This is a genomic window from Rhizobium sp. BR 249 (assembly GCF_047445895.1).
Lineage (GTDB): Bacteria > Pseudomonadota > Alphaproteobacteria > Rhizobiales > Rhizobiaceae > Rhizobium.
On sequence record NZ_JARWKX010000032.1, the window covers coordinates 36391 to 58142 of the forward strand.

Here is a 21752-nt window from a genome sequence, read left to right on the forward strand (position 1 = left end):
GCGGCAGCCGGATGAGGGGCAAGCCGCGATCCCTAACATCACAGACGCTTGTAAGCCTCCATCGCCGCGCTGAATGCGGCGTCCAGGGCTTCCTCCGGTTTCTTCGTTCCCGAGAGCACGTCGCCCATCATGATCTGGATCTGGTTCGAGATCTCCGGATAGATCGGCACGCCCGGGCGTGCCTGGCCGTCGACCAGCGCATTGGCGAAGGTCTTGTTGGCTTCCGTCGAGAAGACCTCGTACTTGTCGAACAGCGACTTGCGGGTCGGCAATTGCTGCTGCAGCGCGTTTGCCGGTCCCATATAGACCTCGCGCGCCAGGTTGGCGCACATCTCCACCTTGTCCTTGTCCTTGCTGAAGGAGGCGATCGTCCAGCCGCCGGTTCCTGTCGATTTCTGGTCGGCGGTCGGGCCGGGGATCGGCGAGAAGGTCCAGTTCTTGAATTCCTCCTCGTCGAGCGTCGACTTCAGCTGCGCATATTGCCAGTTGCCGCCGATGAAGAGCGCCGTCGTCGCGGCTGCCGCCGCCGCGTTCATGTCGTCGTAGTTGGCGATGGTGGTGACGCGCTTGGGGGCCGCGCCGGAATCGACGAGATCCTTGAAGTAGTTCAGCGCCTTCAGGAATTTCTCCTTGTTCTCGCCTTCGCCGAAGACGGGCTTGCCCGAATCGTCGACGAGCTTGCCGCCGAGCGCCCAATAATTGGCGAGCCAGTCGAAGGTCGTCCCTTCCCAGCGCCCGCCGTTGAAGAGCACGCCTTCCATGCCTTCCTTGGTGGAGGCGAGCGCAGCCTTCTTCAGGTCGTCCCAGGTCGCAGGCGCATCAGCGACGACAGACTTGTTGCGGTAGAGCACGCGAAGGTCCGTATCCCACCACCAGGCGCGCACCGTCTGGTCCTTATCGGTGATGCCGCTGCGGATGAAGGGGAAGAGATCGTCCACTTCTTCCTTGGAGAAATAGGGCGTGAAATCGGCCAGCACCTTGTTGACCATGAACTGCGACAGCACGAAGGAATCGACGGCGGCGCAATCCGGCGCGTTGCCGGCCTTGGCCTGCTCCAGCATCTTGGCCTGTTCGGTGCCGATGTCGGAGGACATGAATTGCATCTGCAATTTCCAGTCCGGATGCTTCTTGATGAAATCGACGAAGAGCTTCTGGTAGCCCTCGGCGATGGCGGGATCGGAATTGTTCGGGCTGTCGTTCGTCAGGCGGACGACGAGGGTTTTGGCCGCATCGGCAAGGCCGATCCGGTCTTTGGTGGCAAGTTCCTGGGCAAAAATCGTCGATGCTGAAAATAAGATAGTGCTCAGCGCCAATGCGCTGACGGTTGCGCTCTTCATGATGGGTCTCCTCCCCATTTTGAACGAATACAGCCTGGCGGTCGGTTGACCTCTCCTCATTTCCGTGCTGCATTAATTAGATTAAGTTACTTTGATTTGATGTCAAGCCAGAGCTTGGGAGGTTGAGATGCTGGCGACATTCAACAGCAGCTAGCGCGCGTCCCGGTTTTCGGAAGGGACCTGCGCCAAATTAAAGTGATGGCGACGTCCGGTCGGACGCGCGGCGCATCGACCCGCAATTTTCCTAAAGAGAAAACACGAGCGATCGCGGATGGCCGCGATGGCGGGTTTGGTTTTGCCTGGCTGCGTGCGGCCGGAAACTGTCCATGGAGGAGAAGATGCGTTTACTCATTCTCGGCACCGGCGGCATGGCCAACCAGCACGCCGCGCGCTTCAAGGCGATCGAAGGCGTCAGCGTCGTCGGCGGCGTCGATGTCGTTCCGGAGCGGCTTGCCGCCTTCTGCACCGAACACGGCATCGCCAATCATTTCACCTCGCTCGAGGAGGCGCTTGCCTGGGGTGAATTCGACGCGGTGGCGAACGTCACGCCCGACAGCATCCACCACCCGACGACGCTGCAGGCGATTGCCGCCGGCAAACATGTCTTCTGCGAAAAGCCGCTTGCCACCGATGCGGTCAAGGCGATGGAAATGACCGAGGCGATCGAACGGGCCGGCAAGGTCGGCATGGTCAATTTCACCTACCGCAATTCGCCGGCGCTGCAGAAGGGCCGGCAGATGGTGCTCGCCGGCGAGATCGGCGCGGTGCGCCATGTCGAGGCCTCGCACCTGCAAAGCTGGTTGGTCGGCCGCCATTGGGGCGACTGGAAGAGCGAAAGCAAATGGCTGTGGCGGCTCAGCAAGAAGCACGGTTCGAACGGCGCGCTCGGCGACATCGGCATCCATATCGTCGATTTCGCCTCCTACGGCTCAGGCCTCGACGTCGCTCATGTCTTTGCGCGGCTGAAGACCTTCAGCAAGGCGCCTGACGATAAGATCGGCGACTATGATCTCGACGCCAATGACAGCTTCACGATGAATGTCGATTTCACCAATGGCGCGATCGGCACGATCCAGGCGACGCGCACGGCGGCCGGCCAGATGGATCAGCTGCGCCTTCGGGTCTACGGCGAAACCGGTTCGATCGAGATGATCTACGATACCGGCAAATCGACGCTGCGCGCCTGCCTTGGCGAAGACGTGCACACCGCGACATGGCGCGACGTGCCCTTCGATCCCGTCGAGACGAACTACCAGCGCTTCGTCCAGGCGGTGCGGGCGGGCAAGACCCAGGAGCCCTCCTTCCGCCGTGCCGCCAACATCCAGAAAGTGCTCGACAAGGCGCTCGCCTCCGATCTCAGCCACGCCGACGAGGTGCTGACTTGATCATCATGCAGAAGCCGGCGGCAGCAGAAGCGTGTTGAGAAAGGGCAGGAGGGCAGCACCCAGCGCCACGCCGCCGCCACTGAAGCTTGCCGGCCGCATCGGCGAAATCCAGGGCGTCAGCAGCGGCCTGGTCGAGGTGTCGCGCCGCTCGACGGAGAGCTGGTGGATCAGCGCTTCGATCACGCCCTGCGGCAGGTCGCCGCCGATCATGACGACGCTCGGGGCGATGAAGCCGGCCATGGCGATGATCGGGTCGAGCAGATGGCCGGCCGCCTCGCGTATCCATTGCGACAGCGACGGCGAGGAAAATTCCTCGCCCTTCAGCAGGCGCGCGAAGTCCTCGTCGCCGATGCGTGAGCGCAGGGAGGAAAAACCGACGACGGTGTTGAGCTGGAGATTATCAGGCCCGGTCAGCATTTCGCCGATGCTGCCCGCCCGCCCATGCACGCCGGAATAGGGAATGCCGCGAATGAGGAAACCGGCCTGCACGTCGTCATCGATGATGATCATCGCGAGCCCGCCTTCCGGCGTGGAACTGCCGATCGTGCGCTCGGCAAGCAGGCTCGCCGTGCACTCGTTCTCGACGTAGAGGCGCGAGATCGCCGACATCGCGGAGAGCTGCTCGCTCAGCGCATCATTCCAATCGTTGGCGGCGATCCCGAGCCCGACAATCGGCAATGTCGCATGGCGATCCGCCATGTCCCTCACCGCCGCGTGCACCGCGCCGACCCCGTCTTCCGGTTCGACGTCGAAATAGACCCGGTCATGCACCTGGCCGCTGAGATCGATCAGCACGATCTCGCCGCGCGTCCGGCGAAGCTTGACGCCGATCGAAAACGCGCCCTCCGGCCGCAGCGCGAATTCCGTCGCCGTCGCCCCGCCGCCAAGCCCGTTGCGCCGGTTCGACGTCACGAGCTTCTCTTCGGCCAGCCTGCGCAGAATATTGGTAATGCCAGGCCCGGTCAGCCCGCTATGCCGCCCAAGCTCGGTGCGCGTCAGCGGCCCATGCCGGCGGATGGCCTCCAGAATGACGCGAATGTTCCGGTCGGCGATCTCCCCCGACCTCAGACCCACCGTTTTGGCGCGCGGCGCGCCCATCTCCTGCGTGTGAAGCCGACGCGGCCCTGACCGAAGATACCGCATGACTGTCTTTCCTAGAGCAACATTTCGGCTGTGTAACACGCTTGTCGGTGTTCGTAACGATTTTCCAATAGACGTGAAGCTAACTAGTTCCGTTGGCTGCTTCAGGAGGTCAGAATGGCGTCCATACCGACTACGGCCGAGTTGATGTCAACGATCGTTCGCTTAGAGCAGCGTTATCGTGGAGACGATAACGCTGCTCTTTTCGCCGTCTATGAAAAGCTATGCGAGCGTTTCGAAGAAGATTTGACGGAGGAGCGCGATGTCCTGCTCAGCAAGGCGGCTGCATTGATGGTGATAAAATACTGGGTCGAGCAGGCGGCATGAAATGGTTTTCTCATCTGAAGCGAGACCTAACCTAAAGATCGATTTCAAACATGACCGATGAACATTCTCCCGCCGCCGGCGACCCGAACCCCACCCAGCCAATTTTGGTATTGCGAGGGAGCGTCAGAGCGCTCTTCATGGTCCTTGGCGTCATGGCACTCATTTTCGTCTACCTCGCACTGATCGCCCTTGGGCAGATCGAAATGAGCAGACGCACGAGCGGCGTCGGAGAGGGCTTGGCCGCGATCATCTTCCTCGCCCTCATCGTCTATGTTGTGGTAAACGCTCGGAAGACGGACTTCACGAAGCCCGTAATGGTGATCGGGCCCGACGGCATCGCTGCTCAAAGGCTGCCGAAGCTCATCCCTTGGTCAATGATCGAACGTGTCGATATCCCAGAGACCGGGCAGGCGGGATTTATCTATCTTACTGTGAGCAAGGAGGCTGAACCGGAGATACTTGAACAGTTGCGCAAGCGGCAGCCTCTTGAAAGGACCTTCGCCATACCGCACAGATGGATTCCGGGGTTCAGTTCAAGCGAAGTCAAGGACATCGTGAATCGCTATTTTGAACGCTCACGACAGAGCTGAGGCGGGATGAAATTTCCGCTTCCGACAGCTCATCTCCTGAGCTCGCCGTCGAGCAGCCGTTCCTCTAATAGCTGCAAGGACGATCATTGCCGAATCCGGAGCGGCAGGCCGGCCGGAGCGAAAAGTCGGCACTGCCATATCCGACCGAACCGGTCTGAACCCGATCGCTTGAGCTCGTCGTGCAGGATGATAACGACACGGCAACCGCGATGACAGCAGCCACGGCTGCCAATGATTTGCGAATCTGAAGCATCCCACCCTCCCCATCGATGCCCGCGTAATTGCTGGGAAATAGGGCCGATGCGGCGATCCGGTAACTGTCGTTGCCGATCAAGATTTCGTTATTCTTTCAACGTCCATCGGCTTTCGTATCGCTCCGGTTTCATGGCGCTTCATTGATGCAGGAAGCCAGAGCCCGGCGAGGCGCGAGTGTCACCTCGCGTAAATGGCGAATTGGATTCTGGATTTGCGTGCCATATGAAGCGATTAGAGAAATTCTCGCTCGTCTACCAGGTCACCATGCGCCTCAGCTTCTTCGCTTTAATTCTGCTCTTCGTTCTGTCGGTCTCATCGCAGTCTGCCGCGCAAGAAGATCGTCGGTCTTTCGGCTTGCACGACCGCCTGCCGGGCGAAGACCCTTCCTGTGATTTCGTCAACCGTTCCTATGAGCGCACCGTAGGAGGTGCTTACGCGACCCGGCTCTACGGCGTTCAACCGACGGGTGCTTTCGAGTTGCTCTTACTTCAAGTCTTCATTGGCGATTTAGCCTATGATCGGGAGGGGCTCGGTAGATGGCATTTGCGATACCGTGGGCTGCGCAAGACGGTAGATGGTATCGGAGCCGTTTTCCGGCATTGCTCGAACGCTTCCGACAGCCTTTATGGAGCAGTGCCCGTGAAGGTTTTTCAGGTGGAGTGGGCAAGAAATGGCTATAACGCTAAATCAGAAGTCGTGATTTCTACGGCAACTTCAAAGATCATCAAAACCACCCGCCAGTTCGTTGGAGCCACCCCTACCGGATTCCCCGTGATGACGGAAATTTTCGACACGAAGCGAGATCGGATCAAAGCCCCTTCCGATGCAATCGATCTTCGTAACGAATAGCCTTTCAATCGCACTGAATCATCTCTCTGCATGACACGAGGATCGTGCCTCTCCTTTGAACCCGCCTCCCATCAACCGTGGTGGCGGATACGAAGGGTCTAAACCGTGCTTTAAGAATGCCTGCATCCATCACTCTCATCCGCACTTGACGCCAAATCAAAGTTACTTAATCTAAGCGTCAGCCGGACCCGCTGGGAGGAGGGGTCGGCATTTGCGATCCCTGTCGCACCATCTTCATCTCCCAAAGCCATGATTCCGGATCGCGCGCCGCCGATTTTTGAACAGGATAAGCCATGCCGCTCACCATTGCCCAACGCCTCGACAGCCTGAAGGTCCGTATCGCCGAGCTCGCGCATTGGCGGGACCGGTACAGCAGCCCGATCGACGGCTGGACCTTCGAGGGCGAGCCGATCGCCCATCATCAGGATTGGCCGCATCGCCAGGGCGTGGTGCATTTTGCCGTCAGCGCCGAGGCGCCGGCGAACTGGCCGCTCGAAGATATCCGGCTGCAGCTCGATCTCGGCGGCGAGAGCCTGATCACGCTGAGCTACCCCGGCGGCGAGAGTGAAACATTCGGTCTCGATCCCTATCATCAGGAATTCCCGGTCAAAGGCCGCCGGTTCTCGATTACGACGGAAAGCGTCGCGCGCTTTCCGTTCGGCGAGCCGAACCGGGCGCCGCGGTTGAACAAGGCCCGGTTTATCTGGCTGGACGGCCCTGCTCATCGCCTGCATCTTCTGTTGAAACAGGTTGTCGAGGCGATCGGCGTACTCGGCGAGCATGAGGTCGTGCCGCATCTGATCGATGCCGCCGAGCAGGCCCTGCGCAGCCTGGACTGGCCGTCGGATACGGCGGCTTACATCTCCCGCACATCAGGCGCCGTGATGCAGCAGAAGATCTGGGAGCTGCCAGAGCTCGAGGCCAACCCGGCGGGCCTCTCCGACGAGCAGAGCGCTTCGGCGGCTTCCGCTTTCGAGGCGCTGACGGCGCGGTTGAAGGAGCTGCAGAAGCGCTTCCCCCCGAATGGCGAACTGCTGCTGACCGGTCATGCGCATATCGACCTTGCCTGGCTCTGGCCCTATCGCGAGACGCGGCGGAAGATGCGGCGCACCTTCAATACGGCGCTGTCGCTGATGGAGCGCTCCGACGATTTCCGCTTCAACCAGTCGACCGCCCACTATTACGCGCAGATGGAAGAGGAAGATCCGGAGCTTCTCGACCGCATCAAGGAGAAGGTCGCGGAAGGAAAGTGGGAAACCGTCGGCGGCATGTGGGTGGAGCCCGACACCAATATGCCCACGGGCGAAAGCCTCGTCCGCCAGGTTCTCTACGGCCAGCGTTATTTCGAAAAGACCTTCGGCGCGCGCCATACGGTGTGCTGGCTGCCGGATTGCTTCGGTTTTTCCGGCGCCCTGCCGCAGATCCTGAGACAGGGCGGCATCGACAGCTTCTTCACGATCAAGGTCAACTGGAGCGAGACCAACCACATCCCCTCCGATCTCTTCTGGTGGAAGGGCCTCGATGGCAGCCAGGTGCTGACCCACACCTTCGACAATCCGATGCAGGGATATAACGGCTTCGTGCAGGCCGACTGCTATGTGCCGACATGGAAGAATTTCCGCGGCAAGGTGCAGCACGATACCTCGCTTCTCGCCGTCGGCTATGGCGACGGCGGCGGCGGCGTGACGCCTGAAATGGTGGAGCGGGAAGTGCAGCTGCGCGATTTTCCGGCGATCCCGCAGGCCCGTTGGGGCACCGTCAAAAGCTTCTACGAGCGGGCGCACAAAACCGCTTCGGAGAAGAAGCTTCCCGTCTGGGACGGCGAAATCTATCTCGAACTGCACCGCGCCACGCTGACGACGCAAAGCGGCGTCAAGCGCAAGCACCGCCAGGCCGAACGCGCGCTGATCACCGCCGAGACCCTCGCGTCGCTTGCCCATCTGCTCGGCGCCGAAAAGCCGAAAAGCCTGGAGGCGGACTGGCGCGTGGTGCTGAAGAACGAGTTCCACGACATCCTGCCGGGTTCGAGCATCCGCGAAGTCTATCAGGATGCGGAGCAGGAGCTCGGCGGCGTCATCGACCATGCCAAGGCCGAACAGGCCAAGGCCTTGCTGGCGCTGTCGGCCAATCTGCCGAAGGGCGGGGTCACGGACGCCCTCATCGTCGTCAATCCGTCGCTTGCGGCCCGCCCGGTGAACGCCAGGCTGGCAGACGGCACGGCGCTTTCGGCCGCCGAGATCGTCGCTCCCTTGTCGGTCGCCGTCTTCGACAGGCAGGCGCTGAAGCCGGCGGGCGGGCTGAAGGCCGGCGCCGACCGCCTCGAAAACGATCATCTCTCGGTCGTCATCGGCAAGGACGGGACTGTTGCCAGCCTCATCCATAAGGCGAGCGGCCGCGAAGCGGTCGCCGGCTCCGCCAACCAGCTCTGGGTCTATCCGGCCGACAAGCCGCGCAACTGGGATGCCTGGGATGTCGATGCCGACTATGTAGAAAAGGGCATCCGTCTCGAAGCGCCTGAGAGCATCAGCCTCGTCGAAAGCGGCCCGCACCGCGCGGCGATCCGCGTCGTCCACCGCTACCGGCATTCGAGCGTTACGCAGACCTATGTGCTGACCGCCAATGCCAAGCGGCTCGACATCGAAACGACGATCGACTGGCACGACCGCCGCACCCTGCTGCGCACCGTCAACCCGGTCGACGTGCAGGCGCGCAAGGCAACCTTCGAATGCGCCTACGGCGTGGTCGAGCGGGCAACGCACACGAACACCTCCTGGGAACAGGCGATGTTCGAGGCCGCCGCCCATCGCTTCGTCGATATCAGCGAGCCGGGCTTCGGCGTGGCGCTCCTCAACAATGCCAAATACGGCCACAGCGCCCGCGGCAATGTGATCGGCATGAGCCTGGTGCGCGGGCCGGTCTATCCCGATCCGCTGGCCGATGAGGGCGAGCAGAGCTTCACCTATGCGCTGATGCCGCATGAAGGCACATGGCATGACGGCGGCGTGCTCGACGAGGCGCTCGATCTCAACCAGCCGCTGGTGACGGCCGAAGCGAGCGGCCTCTCCGCCGGCAGCTTCGCGCCATTGACTGTCGCGGGCACCCCCGTCGCCTTCTCGGGCCTGAAGCCCGCGGAAGAGGGCGAAGGCCTCATCCTGCGCCTCTACGAACCGGCCGGCCGCCGCGGCCGCCTGTCCCTTACCCTGCCTTCCGGATGGAGCGCGTCGCAGCCGCTCAGCATTCTCGAAGAGCCGATGGAGCGCAAAGGCCCCGCCGATATCATGCCCTTCGAAATCAGGACCTGGAGGCTGCGGAAGGGCTGACATTCCTTTCTTGGGGATCACGCTCCGCCGCTACAGATAAAATGGGACAAACTGGACAAATTGGCCATTTGAGACTATATCAGTTCCAGGTAAGAACGGAGATGGTTTCATGGCTGGTTCCCAGATGCAGCTTGGCCGCGCTCGTCAGGCTGAGGTCGCCGATCGCGTTGCCGCCAAAGTCGCCGACGTGCTGAAAGCCGATGCCACGTTCGAGTCCGGCTCGGTTGCCTTGTCCGCCAGAATTGCGGGAGCGGCGGCTGCGGCCATTGTCGATCTTCCCGTCAGCGCGCGACGCGAACTCAGCAGGCGCCAGGGTGAATTGGCCCGGCGCATTCGTGGCCTTGTGGAGGCTTTCAGCGATGCGCCGGATGGCGGCAAGATCGCGCTTGAGATTCCCCAAGGCGTAGAACCCTCCAGCGGCGAGGGGCTTGGGAAGATCGTCACTGCGGAGGAGGGCGAGCGATTGCTGGGCGAGCTTGCGGTCGCCCGCAGGCTCGAGGATTGGGCCGGACCGGTTGCCGGCGCAAGCGAACTCCAGCGCGATTTCGGAATTGCCCGCTCCACCCTCAATCGCTGGCAGCATGCCGGCGAGGTCATCGCATTGCTGAAGGGAACGAAGAAGCACGTCTATCCGATTGAACAATTCATCGACGGACGTCCCGCAAAAGGCATAGGAGCGATCGGCTCTCTCGTGCCCAATCAGCGGGTCGCATGGCTGTGGCTCTGCCAGCCGAATCCGATGCTCGGCGGGCGCAGGCCCATAGACCTTCTGAAACAGGATCGTGCGGACGAGGTCATCGACGCGGCTCAGACCTATTTCGCCGCGCAATGACGCTCGACAAATCAGTTCTGCAACGCCTCGCCGTCCGCGCTGATATGACCGGCTATGTCAGGATCATTGCGCGCGCCCATGCGGCGACGCCGCTGGGCATGGGCTTCGGCAAGACGCGTTTTTCAAGCCCCAAGGATAAGTTCCGGCTGCTCTATCTCGCTCAGGATCCCATGACGGCGGTGGCGGAAACGATTATTCGCGACCGGTTTCAGGGCAAGGCCGAGCGATTGATCCTGCGGGAGGAATTCGACCGCTATTCGATCGCGGCTGTGCGAAATCCCAATCCGCTTTTCCTGCTCGACCTGCGCTACGAAGGGGCAAACCTGCTCGGGGTTGCGACGGATGCCGTTCGGGCAAGGGCGCAGACGAGCGGACGCCGGCTCAGCCAGGAAATCTACGATCGCACCGATTTCGACGGCATCCTCTACATGTCCCGGATCACCAACAAGCAATGCGTTGCCGTCTATGACCGTGCCACGGCGAGCCTCGATGCCGATGGTCCCGCATTGGATCTCATCCGTTTGTCCGCACTTGTGCCCATACTGGATACCTTGCATGTTACCGTTGTAGACGGGAATTGATGTCCAATCGGTGAGAAGAGGCTTTCGGCAACACGGAAGAGCGACCGCCAGCCATATCCACTTCTAGCAGTCATTATCCCAATTGCGCATCCAAGTTGCGGGCACGGGAAAAGTGAACTTTTTATTAGATTTTTATTGATCTGTTAGCCGGCTCAGGCATGGCAAAACCGTTCTCCTTCAACGGTAAGGTGATCTCGAAAAGCCGGCCGCAGATGTTTCGGTCGAATGATGTCGGCCGCCTATTCGTAGCCAGCCGGGGATATGAAGATTCCTGTTGCCGCCAAGCAGGAACTATACATGCCCGCAAGCATCTTTTCGCGCATCAGCATCAAATTGGCCACGCTTTCCGGCATCGGTATCTTCCTGGTGGCAGTCATGCTCCTGACCACCTGGCAGGGCGGTCAACACGTCCGCGAACGTGCAAAATATCAGGAAGGTCAGTTGATCGTTTCGCGCGATCTGGTCGATGCCAAGGCTTCACTGCGCGGCCTGCAGGTGGGTGTGCGCGATCTGCGTCTCGCCAAATCCACCGATGACATTGCCAAGGCGACTGACTATATCGCCGCGCGCCATCAATCGGCTATGAAGTACCTCGATGATGCCATGGCTGGGCTGCGTATGCAGGTCAATCGGGATCGGATCGTCAAGCTCAAAGCGCTGAGCGATAGTCTCTTTGCAGCGACCGGCGATATGGCCGAAATCATCAAGGGAAAGCTTGCCCTCAAAGCCGGTGACACTTCTCTCGTTGCAAAGGAGAACGACGCACAGGCAAAACTGCTGGCAGTTTCGGGTGACGCGTCCAAGCTGATCGATGAAGGCGTGGAAGCAGTAAAGACGATGGCTGCCAAGGCTGAGGAGGAGGCGAATGCCGCAGCGGCTCTCGTTCTCTACCTCAATCTCGGCATCGGCTTGCTCACCATCATCACGCTGATCGCCGCCGCTGTGTTCGGCGCTCGGACGATTGCAAAGCCGATCAGCGAGATCACCGAAAGCATGAGCGATCTCGCAAAAGGCAATCTCGACGCCGGCATCCCCTTCGCCAGGAGGCGCGACGAAATCGGCCAGATGGCCCGTGCCGTTGAGGTCTTCAAGCAGAACGGCATCAAGGTTCGCGAACTCGACGCCGCCGGCGCGGGCAAGCGCGCGAAGGTCGTCGAAATGCAAAGGAACGTCGATGCCGTCATCACCGCGGCTGTTGCCGGCGACTTCACGCACCGCGCCGTCGCGGAATATGGCTACGAGGATCTCAATCAATTCGCATCCGGCGTCAATGAACTCGTCGCCGCAGTCGATCGCGGTATTGCCGAGACCTGCCGCGTGATTGCCGCACTCGCCGATGGCGACCTGAGCGAAAACATGAAGGGCGAATTCCAGGGCGCCTTCGGCGCGCTCAAGGAAAACGTCGATACGACGATGAGCAACCTGCGCTCGGTGCTCGGTGAGGTGCGCGCGGCCGTCGACATCATCAATGGCGGCGCCGGCGAGATGCGGACCGCCTCCGGCGATCTGTCGCAGCGCACCGAGCAGCAGGCGGCCTCGCTCGAGGAAACCTCCTCGGCGCTGGAGGAAATTACCGTCGCGGTGAAGCATTCGACCGAGCGCGCATCGGAAGCCAGCCACATGGTCGACGAGGCGAAGAGAAGCACCGGCCAGTCCAGCGCCGTCGTCAGCCAGGCCGTTTCGGCCATGGGGCGGATCGAGCAGGCCTCGGGCGAAATCGGCAAGATCATCAGCGTCATCGACGAGATCGCCTTCCAGACCAATCTTCTGGCGCTCAATGCCGGTGTCGAGGCGGCGCGCGCCGGCGAGGCCGGCAAGGGTTTTGCCGTCGTCGCCCAGGAGGTGCGCGAACTGGCGCAGCGTTCGGCCAATGCGGCCAAGGATATCAAGGTGCTGATCAACCGCTCCAGCGAAGAAGTCCATACCGGCGTGAAGCTGGTGACGGCGACCGGCGAAGCGCTGGGCGACATTCAGGGCCAGGTCGTCAAGATCGACGAGCATGTACGCTCGATCGCCACGGCCGCACGCGAGCAGTCGACCGGGCTTTCCGAAGTCTCGACCGCCGTCAACCAGATGGATCAGGTGACGCAGCAGAACGCGGCGATGGTGGAGGAATCGACGGCGGCGGCAAACCGGCTGGCGGAGGAGGCTGCAAATCTCGCCCGCCTGATTGCCCGCTTCAAGCTCGATGCCGCCCAGACGTCGCCGCGCGCCATCACATCGCAAAGCCGCCCGGCACCCTCGCCGGCGCGCGCCCTCGGCCGCAAACTCGCCGGCGCCTTCGGCGCAAAAGCCGCAACGGCGGCCGCCGCATCGTCGTGGGAGGAGTTCTGAGGAGAAGCGGCCGCGAAGACGGATCAGCGCGGCAGACTGGCATCCCCGGGGAAAACCTCGGGTTGTCGACTCCCTACTCCGAGGTTCTTGCTTGACGGCTAATATACTCGACATCAGAATCGCGGGTGTCGTAGATGAGTCGGGTGCACCCGCTTTCACATCGTAGCTCGCCTCAGAAGGATGCGCCGCAGGGGGCTGATTGGCCGTGCGCCGACCAATGCCGTTGGTCGCAGGTTTGCGAGGTGACGCCGTGGGTAAAGTGTTGTCAGCAGTCGGCCTTCCTCGTGGCAGCCCACCCTGGAAGTGGAAGTTCTCATCGCAGAACAGCCGCCGCTGGCTGTTTTGGCCGGCGCTTTTGATCTTCGTTCTGCTCTTTGCAGGCATCGCTGTCTTTTATCGTGAAATGCGCCACATCGGAGCCCCGGTTGAGCACTTCGAGGATCTAGCTCTCGACAAGGCAGCCCGATCACCTGACATAGCCGTCCACGCTGATACGGCTGCTCCTTTGCCTCTTCCGCCGATATCCATATCGCGGCATCTGATCGAGCTGCCGAAGCTTGATTTGGCAAGTCAGTTTCTGCGGGTGTGGCTGGTCCCTGGCGTCAATATTTGCGGCGCGCTTCGAGAGGCCGGCATCGAGGTGAGCGAGTGGAAGGCCGCATCGATGCGCAATCGCGATTATGAATGTTATTTCCAGCGCATCTACGAACGGGATGAGGTGCGGCCGCTCAGTTCGACCTTCCTCAGGGTTCGCGGAAACGAAATGGGCGATATCGTCGAGATCCGCGCCAAGATCGTCGGGCCGAAGGTGGATGCCGAGGGGCGCCTCGCCCCTGATGTCCTGCGCATTTTCGAGATCATCGTGAAGCACGCGTGCTGGCGTGATTTTGAAGATACGCTTGCATCGATCCGAAGCCTTCGCCATGTCGAAACGGAACGGTTCGGCTCTTATCTCAGCTTCACGCGCGAAGCCGGCAGCGAAAACAGCTTTAATTTTGCCCTTGGCCTCAGGGCGGCTCCAGGTTCGCAGGCAAGAACCAGGGCGTATTTTTCGGCAGACCGCTGGCTGGCGCCGGCAGATTCACGCATCCCGCAAACATCATCCGCTTCGACCGCATCGGCAGGTCCGAGATCAAGCTGGAACTGTGGCTGAGCATCAAAGCCTCCAGCGTTATGAGCAAGATCAGCGCGACAGGCTGGCCGCGGGCCGAAAGGCGTCGGGCCGGGCGGCGCAGTTTTCGACGACGAAATCCACGAAAGCGCGGACCTTCCGCGAAAGCTGGCGGTTCGACGGCCAGACGAGCGAGAGCGAGCCGAAGGGCACCATGAAGGCGGTGAGGACGGGGATGAGCGACCCTGCCCGCAGGGCGGATTGCGCGACATAAACGGGCAGGTGGGCGAGGCCCAAACCATCCTGTGCTGCCCGCAGCCCCGCATCCGTGTTGTTGAATGTCAGGCTTTTCGGCAGAAGCAGCCGCTCGTACGGCGCGCTGAATGCCCAGGGCGCGACGCGGCCGCTGGAGGGGTACTTGAAGTGAATGCAGGCATGCCTGAAGAGATCGCCCGGCGTCTCAGGCCGTCCATGGCGCTCGAAATAATCGGGACTGCCGCACACGACGAAATGCTGGTCGCCGAGAGGACGGGCGATCAGCCGCGCATCGGCAAGCTCGCCGCTGCGCACCACGACGTCAAGACCCTCCGTAATCAGGTCTACGACCCTGTCTTCGAAATCCACATCCAGTTCGATTTCCGGGAAGCGCTCGGCAAAGGCCGGCAGCATCGGCATCAGCAGATGATGCCCGACAATATGCGGGACGCTGACGCGCAGGCGCCCCCTTGGGCTTTCCCTGCTTTTCGACAGGGTTGCCTCCGCGTCCTGCATATCGTCGATGATGCGCTTGTAGCGCTCGTAAAGGACCACCCCTTCCTCGGTCAGGCTGATGCTGCGCGTCGTGCGGTTGAAGAGCCGCACGCCGAGCCGGCTTTCGAGACGCGCCACCGCTTTTCCGATCGCGGACGGCGAAACGCCGGCAATGCGCGCGGCTCCGACGTAACTCTGCTGTTCAGCCGCATGAACGAAGGCGAAGACGCTCGTGAGACTATCCATGGCAAGATCTGATTGGAGACATTTTGTCCTTTATGTAAGTCCACGCACGGCGATTGATCAACATTGCGTAACAAATATCCTTTGTCTCGGAAAGCAGGACCGGGGATGAAGGAGTGGATGGCATGCGGGACTATGCAAGAGAATTGCCGGAGCATACGGCGAGATATGTCGGAGAGAACGAGCTGTTCCTGGAAATCTTTCCCGGGAACGGTCGCCCGGATGAGGCCGGCCGACCGCCTCTGCTCTTTGTCCATGGCGCCTTCACCGGCAGCTGGATGTGGAGCAAGTACATTCCGCATTTCATGGCGGCGGGATGGGACTCCTACTGCATCAATCTGCGAGGCCACTACAAAAGCCGGTCGGTCGATTTCACGACGGTCGAATTCGAGGATTATCTGGACGACATTGGTGAGGCGGTCTCCGCAATCGCCGGGGAATGCGCAGCCGCTCCCATCGTGATCGGATTCAGCATGGGCGGAATCCTCAGCCAGAAGCTGGCCGAAAGCCTCGGGATTGCCGGACTGGTGCTGATCGATTCCAGCATCTCCAGGCAAGTGCATGACGAGGTGCCCTATGAGGACCTCGAACCACAGACGCCCGGCCTTGTCATTCCGGCGCCGGCGCGCGACGAGCAATGCAGCGCCGATGAAACGCCCGACGATATCGCCTTTCAGCGGAAGTACCTGTCCATGGAATCGGGAAAGGCCTTCGGCGCCTTTTCCTTTCACTTCGGAGCCGAGGGGATTTCGATCGACGGCGGCAAGATCACCTGCCCCAGTCTCGTCATTTCAGCCGTCAATGATGAAGCCGGCGACCGGCGAGGGCAGGCGACGGCCCGGCACATCGGCGGCGAGTATCTCGGTCTCTGGGGCACGACGCATACGGGCTTGTTGGTCGGGCAACGATATCACGAGGCCGTCAGCCGCATCATGATCTGGCTCAGGCGCTTCGATGAAGAGCGAATTCAGCCCTCCAGGCCGAGGCTCGCCAGCAGCCGGCCGACATAGGCTTCCAGGCCGCCGACCATGTCGAAACGATCGGGATCGCGCAGCCAGAGCATCTGCAGGCCGTCCATCACGGCGATCAGTTCGGCGGCCATCGCCTTGCTGTCGATCCTCTTGTCGATCGCGCCATCGGCGATCGCCCGCTCGAAGGTCGCGGCGATATCCTTCTGCATCTCGGTGGCGCGATCCAGAAACCACGCCTTGGCAGGGTGGTCCTTCATCAGGCTTTCGGCATTCAGGATGGCGAAGGCCCGGATGACCTCGATCATTCCGGCGTTGCGGCGGAAGATTTCGACCATGCCTTTCAGCAGGCCGCGGACATCGGAGCGATAGTGCCCGATGAAATCGGCGCTATCGAGATCGCGCTTGGCAAGGATGGCGAGCAGCAGATCGACCTTGGTCGGGAAATGGTGCAGCAGGCCGGGCAGCGACAGGCCGACATCCCGGGCGATATCGCCGATCGCGGCATTCTGGTAGCCGTCTTCGGCAAAGCGCCGCATCGCCGCCGCCAAGATTTCCGCACGGCGCTCCTCTCCCTTGCGGGAACGGCGCGGTCGTTTTTCCTTCTGTTCTGCCATCGTTTCTCCTGTCGGCTTTTTTAGCGGCGATGCGCCGGTCCGCAATGCTCCGGCCGATATCTCCTCCGCTCTTTCTTACATCAGCTCCGTCAGCTTGACATCTTAAAAATACCGAGTAATCGGTAGGTTTAACAGGCGCGATGCGCGCGATCTTTGAACGGGAGGTTTGCATGATCGATTCCATTCTCGACAGGATGACGCTCGAAGAGCAGGTCTCCTTGCTGTCCGGCGCCGATTTCTGGACGACCGTGCCCGTCGAGCGTCTCGGCGTGCCGAAGATCAAGGTGACGGACGGGCCGAACGGTGCCCGCGGCGCGGGGTCGCTGGTCGCAGGCGTCAAGGCAACCTGCTTTCCCGTCGCCATCGTGCTCGGCGCCAGCTGGAATCCCGATCTCGTCAGGCAGATGGGGATTGCCCTTGCGCGCCAGGCCAAGAGCAAGGGTGCGGCCGTGCTGCTCGCGCCGACGGTGAATATCCACCGCTCCGGCCTCAACGGCCGCAATTTCGAATGTTATTCCGAAGATCCGGTGCTGACATCGGAACTCGCCGTCGCCTATATCGAGGGCGTGCAGGGCGAGGGGATCGCCGCGACGATCAAACACTTCGCCGGCAATGAATCCGAGATCGAGCGGCAGACCATGTCGTCCGACATCGACGAGCGGACGCTGCGCGAAATCTATCTCCCGCCCTTCGAGCAGGCGGTGCGCCGCGCCGGCGTCATGGCCGTCATGTCCTCCTATAACCGGCTCAACGGCACCTATACGAGCGAGCATCACTGGCTGCTGACCAAAGTGCTGCGCGAGGAATGGGGCTTCGACGGCATCGTCATGTCGGACTGGTTCGGTTCGCATTCGACGGCCGAAACGATCAATGCCGGCCTCGATCTCGAAATGCCGGGCCCGGCGCGCGACCGCGGCGAGAAGCTGGTTGCGGCCGTGCGCGAGGGCAAGGTGGAGGCTGCGACGGTGAAGGCTGCGGCGCGGCGCATGCTGCTGCTGCTCGAACGGGTCGGCGCATTCAAGAGCAAACCCGATCTCACCGAACGGGCGATCGACCTGCCGGAAGACCGGGCGCTGATCCGGCGTCTCGGCGCGGAAGGCGCGGTCCTCCTTAGGAATGACGGCATCCTGCCGCTTGCCAAGACCTCGCTCGACCGGATCGCCGTCATCGGGCCGAATGCGGCGAGCGCACGCGTCATGGGCGGCGGCAGCGCGCAGATCGCGGCGCATTATACGGTGAGCCCGCTCGAAGGCATTCGCGCCGCCCTTTCCAATGCCAACAGCATCAGCCACGCCGTCGGCTGCCGCCATAACCGGCTGATCGATGTGTTCAAGGGAAAGATCACCGTCGAATATTTCAAGGGGCGTGGCTGCAAGGGCAATCCCGTTCATGTCGAGACCGTCGACAAGGGCGAATTCTTCTGGTTCGAGCTGCCGTCGGGCGAACTCGATCCCGCCGATTTCTCGGCCCGGATGGTGATGCAGTATGCGCCGGAGGAGAGCGGCGAACATGTCTTCGGCATGACCAATGCCGGGCTGGCGCGGCTCTTCGTCGATGGTGAGCTCATGGTCGACGGCCATGAGGGCTGGACGCGCGGCGAGAATTATTTCGGCACCGCCAATGACGAGCAGCGCGGCACCGTGACGCTCGAAGCGGGCCGGCCTTGCGAAATCACCGTCGAATACGAGCCGTCCACGGCGAGCGAGGACGGCATCAACCTCATCGCCGTCCGTTTCGGCGTCGAAAAGCCGCTCGGCGAGGCCGATATCGAGGCTGCCGTCGAAACGGCCCGCAATGCCGATGTGGCGCTGCTCTTCGTCGGCCGCGACGGCGAGTGGGATACTGAAGGGCTTGACCTGCCCGACATGCGGCTGCCGGGCCGGCAGGAGGAACTGATCGAAAAGGTGGCGGCCGCCAACGCCAATACCGTCGTCGTGCTGCAAACCGGCGGTCCCATCGAGATGCCCTGGCTCGGCAAGGTCCGCGCCGTGCTGCAAATGTGGTATCCCGGCCAGGAACTCGGCAATGCCGTTGCCGACGTATTGTTCGGCGATGCCGAACCGGGCGGGCGCCTGCCGCAGACCTTCCCGAAGGCGCTTGACGATAATTCCGCCATCACGGGCGATCCCGCCGTCTATCCCGGCAAGGACGGGCATGTGCGCTACGGCGAAGGCGTCTTCGTCGGCTACCGCCATCACGATACGCGCGGGGTCGAGCCGCTCTTCCCCTTCGGCTTCGGCCTCGGCTATACGAGTTTCCGCTGGAGCGAGCCGCGGCTCTCGGCACGCGAAATGGGTCCCGAAGGCGTGACCGTCAGCGTCGACGTCACCAATACAGGCGACCGGCCCGGCTCGGAACTGGTACAGCTCTATGTCAGCTCGCCGAAGGCGAAGGTGGAGCGCCCGGACAAGGAACTGCGCGCCTTCGCCAAGCTCTCGCTGCAACCCGGCGAAACCGGCACCGCCACCCTGAAGATCACCCCGCGCGATCTTACCTTTTTCGACATAGAGATCGGTACCTTCCGAGCAGAAGCGGGGAGCTATCAGCTGATCGTGGCGGCCAATGCGGGAGATATCAGGTCCGTGGCCGAGCTGCCATCGGCGGCGGAGTATGTGCTGCCAACTTCCTATTAGGTGGTGGCTGAACCTGAGCTTCAGGCTAGGACCAATCGACATTCAGGATTCCCAAATCAGTTGATCACTGATTCATAGAGTACCCGTGTGACGCACGGAGGCCTTGATGGCGGTGAAGCGATACGAGTTGAACGAGTCGCAATGGTCGAGAATTGCGCCTTTGCTGCCTGGCAAGGCGGGCGATCCAGGCAGGACGGGAGCAGACAACCGGTTGTTTGTGAACGGCTGTTTGTGGGTGTTGCGCTCGGGGGCACATTGGCGGGACCTGCCGGAACGCTACGGCAAGTGGAAGACGGTCCATCGCCGGTTCAGTCGCTGGTGCCATGCCGGAGTCTGGGAGCGGGTTTTCGATGCGCTGACAGCTGAGCGGGACAATCAGTACCTGATGATCGACAGCACCATCGTGCGTGCCCATCAGCAGGCGGCCTCCGGAAAARGGGGGCCAAGGATCAGGCGCTGGGGCGTTCCAGAGGTGGATTGACCACCAAGATTCATATGCTGGCCGATGCGCTCGGCAGACCATTGCGTTTCATCGTCACCGCCGGTCAGGCCGGAGATATTACCCAAGCTCCGGCTCTTTTGGAGGGGCAGGTCGGCAAGGCCGTACTCGGCGATAAAGCCTATGACAGCAATGCCTTGCGGGAAACGATCGCCGGCATGGGAGCCGAGGCGGTGATCCCCTCAAACCGCTCGCGTAAAATCATCATACCGCACGATGAAACCATCTACATTCAGCGGAACCGCATCGAACGCTGCTTCAACCGAATGAAGCACTTCCGTCGTTTCGCCACACGTTATGACCGCAGAACCATTCACTTCAAAGGCTGCGTATATCTCGTCGCAGCGATGATCTGGCTCAGATGAATGTCGATTCGTCCTAGCACTACTTTGGCAGATTAACCGGCCATTTACGATGATGGGCCATCTTGGGCACTTTCACAGGAGTGCGCGAGATGGCGGAGCTGGATGTTGCACTGGCGGATTGGCTGAAGCCGTTCGTTGAGAAGCTGGGTCACAAGAAGCGGCGGCAGATGTGCCCGGTCTATGTTTCGGGCCTCATCGGACCTGGCGATCGCAAGAGTATCGAGCCGATGGCTGAACGCCTTGCGCCTGATCGCTATGACCGCCTGCATCATTTCATCTCGGATGGGATTTGGGATGCCGGTCCCCTTGAGGCGGAACTGGCGGTGCAGGCCGACAAGATTGTCGGGGCTTCGGATGCTTTTTTAGTGATCGACGACACAGGCCTGCCGAAGAAGGGCGACCATTCTGTTGGGGTCGCGCCGCAATATGCATCGATGCTCGGCAAGCGTGCCAATTGCCAGACGCTGGTGTCGTTGACGCTGGCCCGCGACGAGGTTCCCGTCCCAGTGGGCTTACGGCTGTTCCTGCCCGACAGTTGGACCAGTGATCAGGATCGGATGGCTAAGGCTGGTGTTCCCGAGGAGATGCGCCTTGCCCGCACTAAACCGGAGATCGCGCTCGACGAGATCGATCGGCTGATTGCCGCAGGCGTGCGGTTCGGCACCGTGCTCGCGGATGCCGGCTATGGTCTGTCGGCTGCGTTTCGCCAGGGGCTCAGTGCACGCAATCTCACCTGGGCTGTCGGCATTCCCAAGCATCAGAAGGTTTATCCTCATGATGTTGCATTGATCTTTCCTGTCGCCGGCCATGGAAGGCCGCGCAAGCATTCGATCCCCGACACCCTTTCGACCGCAGCCGAAACGATCCTGGAAGGAACCACCTGGAAGAAGGTCAGCTGGCGTCACGGCATGAAAGGTCGACTGACCGCACGCTTCGCTGCCCTGCGCATTCGGATTGCTGATGGCAACCCGCAACGCATCCTCGACAAGGGACAGCAGCACATGCCGGGCGAAGAGGCGTGGCTCGTTGGTGAATGGCGCTCGAACGACGAGCGCAAATATTATCTCTCCAATCTGCCGGCCGAGGCGATCTTGAAAGTGCTCGCGGCCGCCATCAAAGCGCGATGGGTCTGCGAGCAGGCCCATCAGCAGATGAAGGAAGAGCTCGGCCTCGATCATTTTGAAGGCCGATCATGGCAGGGCCTCCACCGACACGCACTGATGACGATGATCGCTTACGCCTTCTTGCAACATCAGCGCCTACACAAGGCAAAGCGGGAAAAAAAGGAAGAGGCATGGCCCGCCTAAGCCGACACTGCCGGCCATTCGACGCATGGTCATCGCCGCCCTGTCGCAGCACCAAGCCTCTCTACGATGTCCCCATTGCCGAATTAGGTTCCAGCCATCCCGGAAATCAAATCTGCCAAAGTAGTGCTAGGACGAATCGACATTCATCTGAGCCAGATCATCGCTGCGACGAGATATACGCAGCCTTTGAAGTGAATGGTTCTGCGGTCATAACGTGTGGCGAAACGACGGAAGTGCTTCATTCGGTTGAAGCAGCGTTCGATGCGGTTCCGCTGAATGTAGATGGTTTCATCGTGCGGTATGATGATT

At 61.2% G+C, this 21752-nt stretch carries 17 protein-coding genes and 2 pseudogenes; 13 read left to right on the top strand and 6 right to left on the bottom strand.

The window, feature by feature from the left end; all coding sequences use genetic code 11:
* Positions 1–38 precede the first annotated feature (38 nt).
* Positions 39–1337, bottom strand: a complete 1299-nt coding sequence (locus QD408_RS24070; protein ID WP_088683232.1) for an ABC transporter substrate-binding protein — start codon at positions 1335–1337, stop codon at positions 39–41.
* Positions 1338–1675: 338 nt separating this feature from the next.
* Here QD408_RS24070 and QD408_RS24075 point away from each other — a divergent pair, with 338 nt between their 5' ends.
* Positions 1676–2722: a Gfo/Idh/MocA family protein gene (locus QD408_RS24075; protein WP_088683256.1), complete on the top strand. Its 1047-nt coding sequence runs from the start codon at positions 1676–1678 to the stop codon at positions 2720–2722.
* A 3-nt stretch (positions 2723–2725) separates the two neighbouring features.
* On the opposite strand, the gene QD408_RS24080 is transcribed toward QD408_RS24075, so the two are convergent.
* Complete coding sequence (locus QD408_RS24080) at positions 2726–3865, bottom strand: ROK family transcriptional regulator (RefSeq protein WP_088683231.1); 1140 nt, start codon at positions 3863–3865, stop codon at positions 2726–2728.
* Positions 3866–3979: 114 nt separating this feature from the next.
* Between QD408_RS24080 and QD408_RS24085 the strand changes: the two genes are divergently transcribed.
* Both QD408_RS24085 and QD408_RS24090 read left to right on the top strand, forming a co-directional pair.
* Positions 3980–4189: a hypothetical protein gene (locus QD408_RS24085; protein WP_414141023.1), complete on the top strand. Its 210-nt coding sequence runs from the start codon at positions 3980–3982 to the stop codon at positions 4187–4189.
* 50 nt (positions 4190–4239) lie between these two features.
* Positions 4240–4779 (top strand): hypothetical protein, encoded by a 540-nt coding sequence (locus QD408_RS24090; RefSeq protein WP_414141024.1) that lies wholly within the window; start codon positions 4240–4242, stop codon positions 4777–4779.
* 64 nt (positions 4780–4843) lie between these two features.
* Here the strand turns inward: QD408_RS24090 and QD408_RS24095 are convergent, their stop codons facing one another.
* Entirely contained in the window at positions 4844–5032 is a 189-nt protein-coding gene (locus QD408_RS24095; RefSeq protein ID WP_414141034.1) for a hypothetical protein, read from the bottom strand.
* A 224-nt stretch (positions 5033–5256) separates the two neighbouring features.
* Between QD408_RS24095 and QD408_RS24100 the strand changes: the two genes are divergently transcribed.
* The 6 genes from QD408_RS24100 (at position 5257) to QD408_RS24125 (ending at position 14103) form a co-directional block, all read left to right on the top strand.
* Positions 5257–5883 carry a hypothetical protein gene (locus QD408_RS24100; protein ID WP_414141025.1) on the top strand — a complete coding sequence of 209 codons (627 nt, stop codon included), beginning with the start codon at positions 5257–5259 and terminating at the stop codon, positions 5881–5883.
* A 293-nt stretch (positions 5884–6176) separates the two neighbouring features.
* Entirely contained in the window at positions 6177–9203 is a 3027-nt protein-coding gene (locus QD408_RS24105; RefSeq protein ID WP_414141026.1) for an alpha-mannosidase, read from the top strand.
* A gap of 109 nt (positions 9204–9312) precedes the next feature.
* Complete coding sequence (locus QD408_RS24110) at positions 9313–10035, top strand: antitoxin Xre/MbcA/ParS toxin-binding domain-containing protein (RefSeq protein WP_414141027.1); 723 nt, start codon at positions 9313–9315, stop codon at positions 10033–10035.
* Positions 10032–10616, top strand: a complete 585-nt coding sequence (locus tag QD408_RS24115) for an RES family NAD+ phosphorylase (RefSeq protein ID WP_190237470.1) — start codon at positions 10032–10034, stop codon at positions 10614–10616. Before QD408_RS24110 ends, QD408_RS24115 begins: the two co-directional genes overlap by 4 nt.
* 297 nt (positions 10617–10913) lie before the next feature.
* Positions 10914–12950, top strand: coding sequence for a methyl-accepting chemotaxis protein (locus QD408_RS24120; protein WP_414141028.1), 2037 nt, complete (start codon positions 10914–10916; stop codon positions 12948–12950).
* Positions 12951–13200: 250 nt separating this feature from the next.
* Positions 13201–14103, top strand: a complete 903-nt coding sequence (locus QD408_RS24125) for a DUF6030 family protein (RefSeq protein WP_414141035.1) — start codon at positions 13201–13203, stop codon at positions 14101–14103.
* Between the two features lie 30 nt (positions 14104–14133).
* Here the strand turns inward: QD408_RS24125 and QD408_RS24130 are convergent, their stop codons facing one another.
* Positions 14134–15057 (bottom strand): LysR family transcriptional regulator, encoded by a 924-nt coding sequence (locus QD408_RS24130; protein WP_414141029.1) that lies wholly within the window; start codon positions 15055–15057, stop codon positions 14134–14136.
* Positions 15058–15179: 122 nt separating this feature from the next.
* Between QD408_RS24130 and QD408_RS24135 the strand changes: the two genes are divergently transcribed.
* Positions 15180–16064, top strand: a complete 885-nt coding sequence (locus tag QD408_RS24135; RefSeq protein ID WP_414141030.1) for an alpha/beta hydrolase — start codon at positions 15180–15182, stop codon at positions 16062–16064.
* Here QD408_RS24135 and QD408_RS24140 read toward each other — a convergent pair.
* The gene (locus tag QD408_RS24140; RefSeq protein WP_088683217.1) at positions 16022–16639 is read right to left on the bottom strand and encodes a TetR/AcrR family transcriptional regulator; all 618 of its coding nucleotides are present in this window, start codon (positions 16637–16639) and stop codon (positions 16022–16024) included. The genes QD408_RS24135 and QD408_RS24140 overlap by 43 nt on opposite strands.
* Positions 16640–16809: 170 nt before the next feature.
* Here QD408_RS24140 and QD408_RS24145 point away from each other — a divergent pair, with 170 nt between their 5' ends.
* From QD408_RS24145 to QD408_RS24155, 3 genes and pseudogenes are all read left to right on the top strand, one after another.
* Positions 16810–19272, top strand: a complete 2463-nt coding sequence (locus QD408_RS24145) for a glycoside hydrolase family 3 C-terminal domain-containing protein (RefSeq protein WP_414141031.1) — start codon at positions 16810–16812, stop codon at positions 19270–19272.
* Between the two features lie 106 nt (positions 19273–19378).
* Positions 19379–20136, top strand: a pseudogene (locus tag QD408_RS24150) (IS5 family transposase).
* An 89-nt stretch (positions 20137–20225) separates the two neighbouring features.
* Positions 20226–21530, top strand: a pseudogene (locus QD408_RS24155) (IS701 family transposase).
* Positions 21531–21586: 56 nt separating this feature from the next.
* Here the strand turns inward: QD408_RS24155 and QD408_RS24160 are convergent.
* Positions 21587–21751 carry a transposase gene (locus tag QD408_RS24160; protein ID WP_414141036.1) on the bottom strand — a complete coding sequence of 55 codons (165 nt, stop codon included), beginning with the start codon at positions 21749–21751 and terminating at the stop codon, positions 21587–21589.
* Position 21752: the final 1 nt, after the last annotated feature.

Bases quoted from the DNA above. Each gene is read 5' to 3' on its own strand.
- QD408_RS24070 (WP_088683232.1), bottom strand. From the start codon at position 1,337: ATGAAGAGCGCAACCGTCAGCGCATTGGCGCTGAGCACTATCTTATTT.
- QD408_RS24075 (WP_088683256.1), top strand. From the start codon at position 1,676: ATGCGTTTACTCATTCTCGGCACCGGCGGCATGGCCAACCAGCACGCC.
- QD408_RS24080 (WP_088683231.1), bottom strand. From the start codon at position 3,865: ATGCGGTATCTTCGGTCAGGGCCGCGTCGGCTTCACACGCAGGAGATG.
- QD408_RS24085 (WP_414141023.1), top strand. From the start codon at position 3,980: ATGGCGTCCATACCGACTACGGCCGAGTTGATGTCAACGATCGTTCGC.
- QD408_RS24090 (WP_414141024.1), top strand. From the start codon at position 4,240: ATGACCGATGAACATTCTCCCGCCGCCGGCGACCCGAACCCCACCCAG.
- QD408_RS24095 (WP_414141034.1), bottom strand. From the start codon at position 5,032: ATGCTTCAGATTCGCAAATCATTGGCAGCCGTGGCTGCTGTCATCGCG.
- QD408_RS24100 (WP_414141025.1), top strand. From the start codon at position 5,257: ATGAAGCGATTAGAGAAATTCTCGCTCGTCTACCAGGTCACCATGCGC.
- QD408_RS24105 (WP_414141026.1), top strand. From the start codon at position 6,177: ATGCCGCTCACCATTGCCCAACGCCTCGACAGCCTGAAGGTCCGTATC.
- QD408_RS24110 (WP_414141027.1), top strand. From the start codon at position 9,313: ATGGCTGGTTCCCAGATGCAGCTTGGCCGCGCTCGTCAGGCTGAGGTC.
- QD408_RS24115 (WP_190237470.1), top strand. From the start codon at position 10,032: ATGACGCTCGACAAATCAGTTCTGCAACGCCTCGCCGTCCGCGCTGAT.
- QD408_RS24120 (WP_414141028.1), top strand. From the start codon at position 10,914: ATGCCCGCAAGCATCTTTTCGCGCATCAGCATCAAATTGGCCACGCTT.
- QD408_RS24130 (WP_414141029.1), bottom strand. From the start codon at position 15,057: ATGGATAGTCTCACGAGCGTCTTCGCCTTCGTTCATGCGGCTGAACAG.
- QD408_RS24135 (WP_414141030.1), top strand. From the start codon at position 15,180: ATGCGGGACTATGCAAGAGAATTGCCGGAGCATACGGCGAGATATGTC.
- QD408_RS24140 (WP_088683217.1), bottom strand. From the start codon at position 16,639: ATGGCAGAACAGAAGGAAAAACGACCGCGCCGTTCCCGCAAGGGAGAG.
- QD408_RS24145 (WP_414141031.1), top strand. From the start codon at position 16,810: ATGATCGATTCCATTCTCGACAGGATGACGCTCGAAGAGCAGGTCTCC.